Source organism: Methylobacterium bullatum (genome assembly GCF_014845095.1).
Taxonomy (GTDB): Bacteria; Pseudomonadota; Alphaproteobacteria; order Rhizobiales; family Beijerinckiaceae; genus Methylobacterium; species Methylobacterium bullatum.
Genome location: NZ_NKUG01000060.1, coordinates 1 through 9,836, shown reverse-complemented (window position 1 = coordinate 9,836; position 9,836 = coordinate 1). Strand labels below are relative to the sequence as shown.

Annotated in this window: 11 protein-coding genes and 1 pseudogene; 5 read left to right on the top strand and 7 right to left on the bottom strand. The window is 68.0% G+C overall.

Annotated elements, in window-relative coordinates:
* Positions 1-102 precede the first annotated feature (102 nt).
* The 3 genes from MBTS_RS09315 (at position 103) to MBTS_RS09305 (ending at position 2,393) form a co-directional block, all read left to right on the top strand.
* Entirely contained in the window at positions 103-762 is a 660-nt protein-coding gene (locus MBTS_RS09315; protein WP_018045905.1) for a ribonuclease T2 family protein, read from the top strand.
* 18 nt (positions 763-780) lie between these two features.
* The gene (locus MBTS_RS09310; protein ID WP_147833293.1) at positions 781-1,626 is read left to right on the top strand and encodes a 23S rRNA (adenine(2030)-N(6))-methyltransferase RlmJ; all 846 of its coding nucleotides are present in this window, start codon (positions 781-783) and stop codon (positions 1,624-1,626) included.
* 80 nt (positions 1,627-1,706) lie between these two features.
* Positions 1,707-2,393, top strand: coding sequence for a spermidine synthase (locus MBTS_RS09305; protein ID WP_425324819.1), 687 nt, complete (start codon positions 1,707-1,709; stop codon positions 2,391-2,393).
* Here MBTS_RS09305 and MBTS_RS09300 read toward each other — a convergent pair.
* Together MBTS_RS09300 and MBTS_RS09295 are read right to left on the bottom strand one after the other, a co-directional pair.
* Positions 2,387-2,674 carry a hypothetical protein gene (locus tag MBTS_RS09300; RefSeq protein ID WP_026176297.1) on the bottom strand — a complete coding sequence of 96 codons (288 nt, stop codon included), beginning with the start codon at positions 2,672-2,674 and terminating at the stop codon, positions 2,387-2,389. The genes MBTS_RS09305 and MBTS_RS09300 overlap by 7 nt on opposite strands.
* 106 nt (positions 2,675-2,780) lie before the next feature.
* On the bottom strand, positions 2,781-4,214 hold the full coding sequence (locus tag MBTS_RS09295; RefSeq protein ID WP_056148695.1) for an FAD-linked oxidase C-terminal domain-containing protein: 1,434 nt from the start codon (positions 4,212-4,214) through the stop codon (positions 2,781-2,783).
* 302 nt (positions 4,215-4,516) lie between these two features.
* Here MBTS_RS09295 and MBTS_RS09290 point away from each other — a divergent pair, with 302 nt between their 5' ends.
* Entirely contained in the window at positions 4,517-4,885 is a 369-nt protein-coding gene (locus MBTS_RS09290; protein ID WP_018045900.1) for a c-type cytochrome, read from the top strand.
* Between the two features lie 164 nt (positions 4,886-5,049).
* Here MBTS_RS09290 and MBTS_RS09285 read toward each other — a convergent pair whose 3' ends face one another.
* Positions 5,050-5,562, bottom strand: coding sequence for a MarR family winged helix-turn-helix transcriptional regulator (locus MBTS_RS09285; protein WP_018045899.1), 513 nt, complete (start codon positions 5,560-5,562; stop codon positions 5,050-5,052).
* Positions 5,563-5,852: 290 nt separating this feature from the next.
* On the opposite strand from MBTS_RS09285, the gene MBTS_RS09280 reads away from it, so the two are divergent.
* Positions 5,853-6,275 (top strand): organic hydroperoxide resistance protein, encoded by a 423-nt coding sequence (locus tag MBTS_RS09280; protein WP_056148692.1) that lies wholly within the window; start codon positions 5,853-5,855, stop codon positions 6,273-6,275.
* Between the two features lie 54 nt (positions 6,276-6,329).
* On the opposite strand, the gene MBTS_RS09275 is transcribed toward MBTS_RS09280, so the two are convergent.
* The 4 genes and pseudogenes from MBTS_RS09275 to MBTS_RS09260 form a co-directional block, all read right to left on the bottom strand.
* Complete coding sequence (locus MBTS_RS09275; RefSeq protein WP_056148690.1) at positions 6,330-6,764, bottom strand: NfeD family protein; 435 nt, start codon at positions 6,762-6,764, stop codon at positions 6,330-6,332.
* On the bottom strand, positions 6,761-7,753 hold the full coding sequence (locus MBTS_RS09270; protein ID WP_018045896.1) for an SPFH domain-containing protein: 993 nt from the start codon (positions 7,751-7,753) through the stop codon (positions 6,761-6,763). The genes MBTS_RS09275 and MBTS_RS09270 overlap by 4 nt, the downstream gene beginning before the upstream one ends.
* A gap of 76 nt (positions 7,754-7,829) precedes the next feature.
* Complete coding sequence (locus MBTS_RS09265; RefSeq protein WP_192215475.1) at positions 7,830-9,278, bottom strand: hypothetical protein; 1,449 nt, start codon at positions 9,276-9,278, stop codon at positions 7,830-7,832.
* A gap of 15 nt (positions 9,279-9,293) precedes the next feature.
* Positions 9,294-9,836: pseudogene (locus MBTS_RS09260) on the bottom strand (hypothetical protein); the annotation flags it as partial.

Here is a 9,836-nt window from a genome sequence, read left to right as displayed (position 1 = left end):
CCTCGGCTTCATCGGCGTGACCTGGGGCGTGGAGTTCTGCGTCCACGGCCTCGACCGCAACCTCGCCTATGCCTACGCCACGGCCTGCCGCGAAGCCCGTCCGTGAGACGAGTCGCCGCGCTCGCCGGACTGGCGCTGACGGCTTTCGCCGGAACCGCGCAGGCGCAGGGCTATGGACGCGGCGGCACGCCCGGCGAGTTCGATTTCTACGTGCTGGCCCTGTCCTGGTCGCCGACCTATTGCGAGACGGCCGGACGGCGTGACGCCGACGGCCAGTGCCGGCCGGGTCGCGGCCTCGGCTTCGTCGTCCATGGGTTGTGGCCGCAATATACGCGGGGCTACCCGTCCGACTGCTCCTCCGTGGAACGCTCTCCCACCCGCCAGGCCATGGACGTGGCCGGCGAGGTCTATCCGAGCGAGGGGCTCGCCCGCCACGAGTGGCGCAAGCACGGCACCTGTTCGGGCCTCGATCCGATGTCGTATTTCAAGGCCGCCGCCCAGGCGCGGGAGGCGGTGACCATCCCGGCCGGCTTCGTGAAGCCCGATTCCGACACGCGCATCGCCCCCGTCGATATCGCCCGCCAGTTCGTGGCGGCCAATCGCGGCCTGCGCCCGGACATGATGTCGGTCACCTGCACCCGGGGAGAGTTGCAGGAGGTGCGGATCTGCTTCACCAAGGATCTGCGCGGCTTCGCGCCCTGCCCCGAAGTAGCGCGGCAGAATTGCCGTGCGGGCGAGATCGCCGTCGACGCGAGCCGGTGAGGCCAGGAACCTGCGCCCATGAACTACAGGCACGCCTTCCACGCCGGTAATTTCGCCGACGTGCTCAAGCATCTCGTGCTGACGCGCGTACTCCATCATCTCCAGGCCAAGGCCACGGGCTTTCGCGCCATCGACACCCATGCGGGCCTGGGTTTCTACGACCTGACCGGTGACGAGGCGGGCCGTACCGGCGAGTGGCAAGATGGCTGGGGCCGCCTCGATACGCCCTTCCCCGACGAGGTGGAGGCACTGTTCACCCCCTATCGCGCGGCCGTCGCCGCCACCCAGGCGCGCCATGGGGCGACTATCTATCCCGGCTCGCCGGCGATCATCCGCGAATTCCTGCGGCCCAGCGATCAGGGCGTCTTCGTCGAATTGCACCCGGCCGATGCCGAGCTCCTGCGCGAGCGCTACAACCAGGATCCGCGCACCAAGGTGATGCATCTCGACGGATGGACCGCCCTCAACGCGCTGATCCCTCCCCCCGAGCGGCGGGGCGTCGTGCTGATCGACCCGCCCTACGAGGAACTCGGTGAGGTCGACCGGCTCGGAGCGGCTCTGGCCAAGGCCGTGGCGAAATGGCCGACGGGCATCTATCTCGGCTGGTATCCGATCAAGGACGTCGCGCTCATCGACCGCATGGTGGCGGAGCTCGACCGCTCGCTCTCCCGGCCCGCCCTGCGCATCGACCTGATGATCTCGGAGCCCTATCCAAACCGTCTCAACGGCAACGGCCTCATCGTTATCAACCCGCCCTGGCGTCTCGCCGACGAGGCTGCCCTGTTCCTGCCCGCCCTGGCCGAACGGCTGGCGCGGGGCGATTACGGCGCGTTTCGCTGCGATGCGTTCGGCGTCGAGGCCTGAATCCTGTCGTGAAGGTCGTCCCATCGATGAATTCCGCGATTCCCATCGCCAGCGCCGCCATTCCGGGCAGCGTCGAGACGATGCGTCTCGTCCGCTACGACGATGCCTTCTCGATCATGGTCGGCACGGCCGAACTGATGAACGACCGGCACCGCGATTCGGAGCGTGCCCTGGCCACGGTCACCTGCGCGCGGCTCGAGGGAAAACCGGCGCCGAGGATCCTCATCGGCGGCCTCGGAATGGGATTCACCCTGCGTGCCGCCCTCGACGCCCTCGGCCCGCAGGCGGAGGTCGTCGTGGCCGAACTGATGCCGGCGGTCATCGCCTGGGCGAGCGGACCACTTGCCCATCTCTTCACCGGGAGCCTCGACGATCCGCGCGTGAGCCTGGTCGAGGCCGACGTGAACCGCCTCATCCAGTCGGGACAGGCTCAGTACGATGCCATCCTCCTCGACGTCGACAATGGCCCCAAGGGCCTGACGCGCAGGGAAAACGACCGCCTCTACGATGGCTGGGGCCTCAAGCGGGCGCATTATGCCCTGCGACCGGGCGGCATTCTGGCCGTCTGGTCCGGGGGGCCGGACCGCCGGTTCAAGAAGCGGCTCCGGCGCTTCGGCTTCGATGTCGAGGAACACCGCTATCCCGCCCATCCCGGCGGGCGCCGGCACGTGCTCTGGATCGCCGTGAGGACGAACGTACAAGCCGAGGCGGCCCGTGGAACGGGTAGCTCCGTCGCCGGCCCGCCCCGGCCGGATCGATCTCAGTAATTGTAAGACCGACGCGGATAGGCCTGGTTCGGTGCGTAGCCGGCTCCACGCTGCTGCACCCGCGAGCCGTACTCGATCTCGCGCTGCTGCTTGGCGCGGCGATTGGCGAGATAGCGACCGCCGATGCAGCCCGCCACCGCGCCCACCACGCCGCGCTCGGCGAGGTAATGCCCGGCGAGGCCGCCGATGATCGCGCCCTTGATGCAGCCTTTGGCTTCGGCCGCCCCCGTGCTCGCCACGGTGAGCAGCGCCAGGGCCGAGAGCGTTGCAACGATGCGCATGATCATCCTCCACGATTGTGCGGGGAGGAAACACCGGCCCGGAGCTTAGCGTTCCGGGCATGGTTCGGCGGGATGGCGAGAAACCGCGTTGCGCGGCGCGCTGGCCTCAGGCGGCGACGCGCCCCTCCAGCGGGAACACCTTGGCGGGGTTCATAAGCCATTTCGGGTCGAACACGTTGCGGACCCGCATCTGCTGGTCGAGATCGACCTGCGCGTACTGGAAGCGCATGAGCTCGCGCTTCTCGATGCCGACACCATGCTCGCCGGTGAGGCAGCCGCCGACCTCGACGCAGAGCTTCAGGATCTCGTCGCCCGCGGCCTCCGCCTTCTGCAATTCGCCCGGCGTGTTGATGTCGAACAGGATGAGGGGATGGAGGTTGCCGTCGCCCGCATGGAACACGTTGGCGACGCGAAGGCCCTTGTCGGCGCAGATCGTGCCGATGCGCTCCAGCACCAGCGGCAATTGCCCGGTGGGGATCGTGCCGTCCATGCAGATGTAATCCGAGATGCGGCCCGTGGCGCCGAAGGCGGATTTGCGCCCCTTCCAGATCGCGGCGCTCTCGGCTTCGGATTTCGAGACGCGGATGCTGGTGGGCCGGTAGTCGCGGGCGATGGCCTCGATCCGGGCCAGCATCGCCTCGCATTCCTCGTCCGAGCCTTCGACCTCGATGATCAGCATCGCTTCGGCGTCGCGCGGATATCCGGCCTGGGCGAAATCCTCGGTGATGAGGATCGCCTCACGGTCCATGTACTCCATGGCCACGGGGATGATGCCGGCGGCGATGATGGCGGCGGTGCAGGCGCCCGCATCCTCCACCGAGGAGAAGCCCACCAGGGCCGGGCGCGCGCCCTCGGCCGCGCGCAGGATACGCACCGTCGCCTCGGTGACGATGCCGAGCTGACCCTCCGAGCCGCAGATCAGGCCGAGGAGGTCGTAGCCGGCGCTGTCGAGATGCGCCCCGCCGATCTCGGCCACGGTGCCGTCGTTCATCACCAGGGTGACGCCCAGAAGGTTGTTGGTGGTCACGCCGTATTTCAGGCAATGCGCGCCGCCCGAATTCATCGCGATGTTGCCCGCGATGGTGCAGGCGAGCTGGCTCGACGGGTCGGGCGCGTAGAAGAACCCCTCGTGGCTGACGGCGCCCGAAATGGCGAGGTTGGTCAGGCCCGACTCGACCCGAGCGACGCGGTTCTCGAAATCCACGTCGAGGACGCGGGTCATCTTGGCGACACCGAGGATGATCGCGTCTTCCTGGGCGATCGCCCCGCCGGCGAGGGATGTGCCGGCGCCGCGCGCCACCACCCGCACGCCGTTGGCGTGGCAATAGGCCATCACGGCGGAGACCTCGGCGGTGGTCGAGGGCAGGACCACAGCCAGCGGCATCTTGCGATAGGCGGTCAGGCCGTCGGTCTCAAAAGCGCGGCGCTCGTCCTCGGTGACGATCAACGCCTCGGCCGCGACGAGCGGCCGCAGGCCGGCGATGATCGTCTCGCGGCGGGCGAGAATGTCGGGGTCGGGCACGGGAAAGGCGATCGACATGGGCGGGCGCTCCTCGACGCATCGACCTGTCTTCAGCCACCGCTCAGCTTGGAAGGACTAAAAACGAGCCGTGAACCGTTCAGGACAATGGAATTGGAAGACATCTAAACGATAACCGGTTTCGATGCATCAGGATCGGATGCGTCGACGTTTCCGGAGGGCGGAAAGGCCGGTTTTGGGCTTCGTTTCGCCGCACGGACCCTAGGCGAGTTTGGAACGTTCCCAGTCTCGATCTGTTCTAAAACCAAAAGCTCTGCCATAAGCTCGGCTGGCTCATGCCGCCCAACGGAGGAAAAAATACAATGCGTCACCTCATCCTCGGCGCCGCGCTCGCTCTGATGCTTCCGCTCTCCGCACAGGCCCAGGAAGCCGGCGACGCGGCAGCCGGCGAGAAAGTGTTCTCGGCCTGCAAGGCCTGCCACAACTTCGAGAAGAACGGCGTCGGTCCGAGCCTCAAGGGCGTCTACGGCGAGAAGGCCGGCGAGGGCCATGACGGCTACAGCTTCTCGGCTGCCCTGAAGAATTCCGGGATCACCTGGGATGATGCGAACCTGAAGGAATGGCTCAAGGATCCCAAGGCCAAGGTGCCCGGCACCAAGATGGTCTATCCGGGCCTGAAGGACGACAAGAAGATCGCCGACCTCATCGCCTATCTCAAGTCCAAGTCCTGATCTCAAGTCCACGTCCTGAGGGACCGAAGCCGTAGCCGATCACGGCGGTCGCGGCTTCGAGCCTTTGGAAACGGCAGCGTCCCATCGATGGAGGCCGTCCCTGTTCGCTCAGGGGCGGCCTTTTGCGTGATCAAAGCCGCCGGGTGACGGTTCCCTTGAAACGGTTACTTGGAGGTCGGAGATTCCTCGTTGGCGCCGGCCACGTTGTCGTGGAGCGCTCCCCGCAGCATCACCAGCGAGTCGAGGAGCGCTCGGCGTCCGTCTTCCGACATCCCGGTCAGGGCTCCCGCGAGACCGGGGACGCAATCCATCCGTCCCTCGAGCTCGCGCCCCTTTGGCGTCAGGAAGATGCTGACCTGGCGCTCGTCGGCCCGGTCACGGGCCCGGCGGACATGGCCCGACGCCTCCAGCCGCTTCAGCAGAGGCGTGAGCGTTCCGGAATCGAGGAACAGCTGGGTTCCGATCTCTTTCACCGTCAGCCCTTCCTGTTCCCAGAGGACGAGAAGGACCAGGTATTGCGGATAGGTGAGGTCGTGGGCGGACAGGAGCGCCCGGTAGGCTCGACCGAAGGCGTGGGCCGCCGAATAGACCGCAAAGCACAGCTGACCGTCGACGCCCCGACCCGGGGTCACGACGTCGTCGATGGCATCTGCTTGCGTGATACGTCGGCCTGCCATTCCTGGGGCCTCCCTCATGTTGGTCGCGTCCGGTGTCGGGTCCGGCCCAACCAACATATCTAATTGATAATGCGGAATGGTCACCAGCGTTCACGGGATTCCCGCATCATGGTTGCGCGCAATCCGGTTTGATGCGATACGGAATATCAGTTGCGCACAATCCGGTTTCGGTTTTCGGCCGGATCTCGTGATGGCGGACGTTTCCCTCCGCTGGACGGGTTTCCCCGTTCTTCTGTGAGACCATCTTTCCTCGACGCGACCCCCTTCGATCTCAAGCAGGATGACCGACCATGAAGGCACTCTACACCGCTCACGCCCATGCCACCGGCGGCCGTGAAGGCTCCGCCTCCACCGACGACAAGGCCGTCGACGTCACCCTGGTGACGCCGAAGGAACTGGGCGGCGGTGGCGGCAACGGCACCAATCCCGAGCAGCTCTTCGCCACGGGTTATGCCGCCTGCTTCCTCGGCGCGATCAAGTTCGTGGCCGCCAAGGACAAGGTGAAGATCCCCGAGGACGCCAAGGTCGAGTCCTCCGTCGGCATCGGCCCGCGTGACGACGGCGAGGGCTTCGGTCTCGTCGTCACCCTGAAGGCCACCCTGCCGGGCATCGAGCGGGACAAGGCCGAGGATCTGGTGAAGCGCGCCGATGTGGTGTGCCCCTATTCCCACGCCACCCGCGGCAACATCCAGGTCGATATCAGCGTCGCCTGAACGCGCTCGTCACGAAGCCGGAGGGGCCTCCGCCCCTCCGGTATCCTACTTCCGTCAGGCCGTCGTCACGGTGAGCACGGTTCCGTCGATCCCGGTGACCCGGATGCGTGTACCGGCCGGTGCATCGGGACCGGAGACGCGCCACAGCGTGTCATTGACCCTGATCCGTCCGAGCCCGTTCGCGATCGCGGCGTCGAGGTGGAATTCCCGGCCGATCAGGCCCTGTGCGCCCCGGTTGAGGCTGTTGGGACGCCCGGTCATCCGCTTCTGCGCGAGCACGACGAGTCCCACCGACAGGACGGCGAACAGGACGATCTGCGCCTGCCACGGCATCGGCACCACGGCGACTTCGAGCCCCGTGACCATGGCCGCCGTGCCGAGCCAGACCAGGAACACGCCCGAAATCGCGAGTTCCGCTCCCATCAGGACCAGCCCGATCAGGATCCAGGTCCAGACCGGCCCCAGCGCCGTCACGCCATCGACGATCACGCGGCCCCTCCCCCGCTCGGGCCGACCTTCGGCGGTAGGCCGGAACTCTTTCTCTGCTGCGTCGCGCCCTCGCCGAACACGCCGCGGGTGATCTCGGCGATGCCACCGAGGGTACCGGCGAGGGACGCCGCCTCGATCGGCACCACCACCACCCGCTGGTTGGGCGCGGTGGCCAGCGCCTTGATCGCGTCCACGTATTTCTCGGCCACCAGGAAGTTCGCCGCCGCGAGGTCGCCTTGTGAAATGGCCTCGCTGATGAGGCTCGTGGCGCGGGCCTCGGCCTCGGCGCTGCGCTCACGGCCCTCCGCATCGCGGAACGCGGCCTCGCGCCGCCCTTCGGCTTCGAGGATGGCGGATTGCTTGCGGCCTTCCGCGCGCAGGATATCGGCCTGACGATGGCCCTCGGCTTCGAGGACGGAGGCGCGCTTCTCGCGCTCGGCCTTCATCTGGCGCGCCATGGCGCCGGCGAGATCGGCGGGGGGCAGGATGTCCTTGATCTCGATCCGGGTCATCTTCACCCCCCAGGGCGAGGAGGCCGCATCCATGACATGGAGCAGGCGTTCGTTGATCTCGTCGCGGTGGGACAGCAGCTGGTCGAGGTCCATCGAGCCGACGACGGTGCGGATGTTGGTCATCGTCAGCGTCATCATCGCGGTTTCGAGATTCGAGATCTCGTAGGAGGCCTTGGCCGCGTCGAGGACTTGGTAGAACACCACCGCGTCGATCTTCACCCCCGCATTGTCGCGGGTGAAGGCCTCCTGGCTCGGTACCTCGATGACCTGTTCCATGACGTTCACGCGCCGGCCGATGCGCTCGATATAGGGGGCGATGAGACCGAGCCCGGATTCGAGGGTGCGGGAGTACCGGCCGAACCGCTCCACCGTATAGACGTGGCCCTGCGGGATGATGTTGATGCCGATGGCGAGGGTGACGACCACGAGAACGACGAGCGCCACCGCCACCACGCTCAACCCGATCGAGAGATCCATGCCTGTCCCCACTGCCTTTTCGGAAGGGACATTGAGGCCGAGCGTCTGCCCCTATGCAAGGTGAATCGTCCTCGCGTCAGCGTGCCCAGACCCCCAGACGCTCCGTCCGCGCACGGTCCTCGGCGGCGACGAGATCGGGGGTGGCTTCCGAGGAGGCGCGGCCTCCGCCGTTGAAGAGCACGACTTCCGATAGGTCGCGGCCTTCCACCGCGCAGAGATAGGCGGCACTTCCGGCCACGGGCTGGCAGGTCACCGGGCGCCCCGCGAGGTAGCGCGTCAGTTCCTCCGGCTGTCCGCCGCGGACCCATTCGACCCCGAACAGGCGCACGAGCTTGCCGCCGACGCGCAGGGTCGCGGTGTCGATCACCTCCGTCTTGCCGGTGATGGCGTTGGACGGCTCCGCCGGCTTCGTCCGGCTCTCCTCCGCCGAGGGTGGGCTCGGCTCCTCGGCGGGAATGCCGGGGGGCGCCGTCGGGGACACCGTTTCGCGCGGATTGGCCATGGTGGAGGGCCGGTTCTGCGCCGGCTGGGACTGGGGCGGCGGTGTCGCCTGGGCCGGATCCTGCGCCTTCGCCTCCTGCCGGGGAGCCTCCGCATCGGGGGTGGAGGCCGGCCCGTCGTCCCCGCCGCCATGGGTGAGAAGCAGGACGAGGGCGAGGCCGCCGAGCAGGCCCACGCCTGCGACGAGCGTGCCCGGCCGGGTCAGGATCGTACCGTCATCCCGGCCAAGGCGGCGCAGCCGATCGCCGGCGCGGGCGACGAGCCCGGGCCAGCGGGCCGGTTGCCCTCCCTGGACCGGCGTTGCCGAGGGAGAGGCCGCGCCATCCCCGGCGGCGAGGCCCGAGAGACGCTCACGGGCGATGGCGACCGTCTCGCGGGCCCTGTCGCCGAACGAGGCACCGATGCGCATGCCGCGTTCGCGCAAGCTCGGTTTCGGGCTCGAGCCCTGCCCGCCGGTGGGGCGATCCGCCAGGGAGTGACGGATGGTGCTCAGCGTGCCCGCCAGACTCGCCGAGACGGTGGCCGCGGCCGACCTTCCCCTGGCGACCGAGCGGGCCATCACCGAGCGGGCTCGTTCCGACTGCGATTCCACGAACCGCGCCGTCGCCGCCTTGATGTCGTCCGACGCCGTGGGCTCGGGCGGCGCCTCCACCACGGGTTTCGGCGGCACCGGCACGAAGAGAGCGCCATGGCGCTCCCGCAACTCGGCGAACAGGTCCTCCAGGGTCAGTGGGCCGGTCTCACCCTGTCGCGGTGCCCCGGTGCGATCGACGACCCTGTAGAAGGGCGGCTCGGCGGCGGGCTCGACCACGGCCTCGGCCAGGAGCTGCAGCGTCCGGCGAGCCACCGGAAACGCGTCCTGGCGGCGGATCTCCGCTTCGATCATCGACCGGACCGATTCCCGTGCCGCACGCGCGGCGACGATGGTCGAAGCTTCGGCCTCGTCGGACACCGTCGTCGGGGATGTCTTGTCGGATGCGCGTGACGTGTTCGTCGCGCGTGTCTTGGCTGCGGTCGCGATCATCGGTTCGACTGTGTCTCAGGCACCGGGCCGTGTCGATGCGGCGGCGCTCAGCGGTCCCGGTGCGAAGCGGCGCAGGACACGGCTCGACTCGGATACGATCACCGGGCGCGGTCCGGCGAAAGAGATTTCCAAGGTCAGTTCCGCCACGCCCTGCGAGCGGGCACCGTTCCTCGGATTCGCCGCCCGGAAATCGAAGGTGGAGCGCACGATGCAACTGCTCGTGCCGACGCTGCAGGCCGTGCGCGGGGACCCGTCCTGCAGCACGTAGCGGCGGTCCGGCCAGCGTCGGACGAAGCGGCGCTTCTCCGCCATCACCGCGGCCAGCGACAGGGTGCGACCGTGGAAGCGCACGGACTCGGCATAGAAACGCGGTGCGGCGGCGACCATGCCGTCGCCGGGCTGGGAGATCGCGTCGAGATACTCCTCGTTCAGCCTCTGGGCCTTGCGCGCCCATTCGGGAAAGCGGTCCTCGGAGGCCATCGCCATGCTCGGGGATGGTGCGCCCGGGGAGACGGTGAGGGGGAGGGCGTTCGGCGGAACCTGCGAGAGGCGGCGGGG

What these genes read in the sequence shown, in the direction of transcription:
- MBTS_RS09280 (WP_056148692.1), top strand. Translation starts at nt 5,853, where the DNA reads ATGAAGGCACTCTACACCGCTCACGCCCATGCCACCGGCGGCCGTGAA.
- MBTS_RS09300 (WP_026176297.1), bottom strand. Translation starts at nt 2,674, where the DNA reads ATGCGCATCGTTGCAACGCTCTCGGCCCTGGCGCTGCTCACCGTGGCG.
- MBTS_RS09305 (WP_425324819.1), top strand. Translation starts at nt 1,707, where the DNA reads ATGCGTCTCGTCCGCTACGACGATGCCTTCTCGATCATGGTCGGCACG.
- MBTS_RS09290 (WP_018045900.1), top strand. Translation starts at nt 4,517, where the DNA reads ATGCGTCACCTCATCCTCGGCGCCGCGCTCGCTCTGATGCTTCCGCTC.
- MBTS_RS09285 (WP_018045899.1), bottom strand. Translation starts at nt 5,562, where the DNA reads ATGGCAGGCCGACGTATCACGCAAGCAGATGCCATCGACGACGTCGTG.
- MBTS_RS09270 (WP_018045896.1), bottom strand. Translation starts at nt 7,753, where the DNA reads ATGGATCTCTCGATCGGGTTGAGCGTGGTGGCGGTGGCGCTCGTCGTT.
- MBTS_RS09265 (WP_192215475.1), bottom strand. Translation starts at nt 9,278, where the DNA reads ATGATCGCGACCGCAGCCAAGACACGCGCGACGAACACGTCACGCGCA.
- MBTS_RS09295 (WP_056148695.1), bottom strand. Translation starts at nt 4,214, where the DNA reads ATGTCGATCGCCTTTCCCGTGCCCGACCCCGACATTCTCGCCCGCCGC.
- MBTS_RS09310 (WP_147833293.1), top strand. Translation starts at nt 781, where the DNA reads ATGAACTACAGGCACGCCTTCCACGCCGGTAATTTCGCCGACGTGCTC.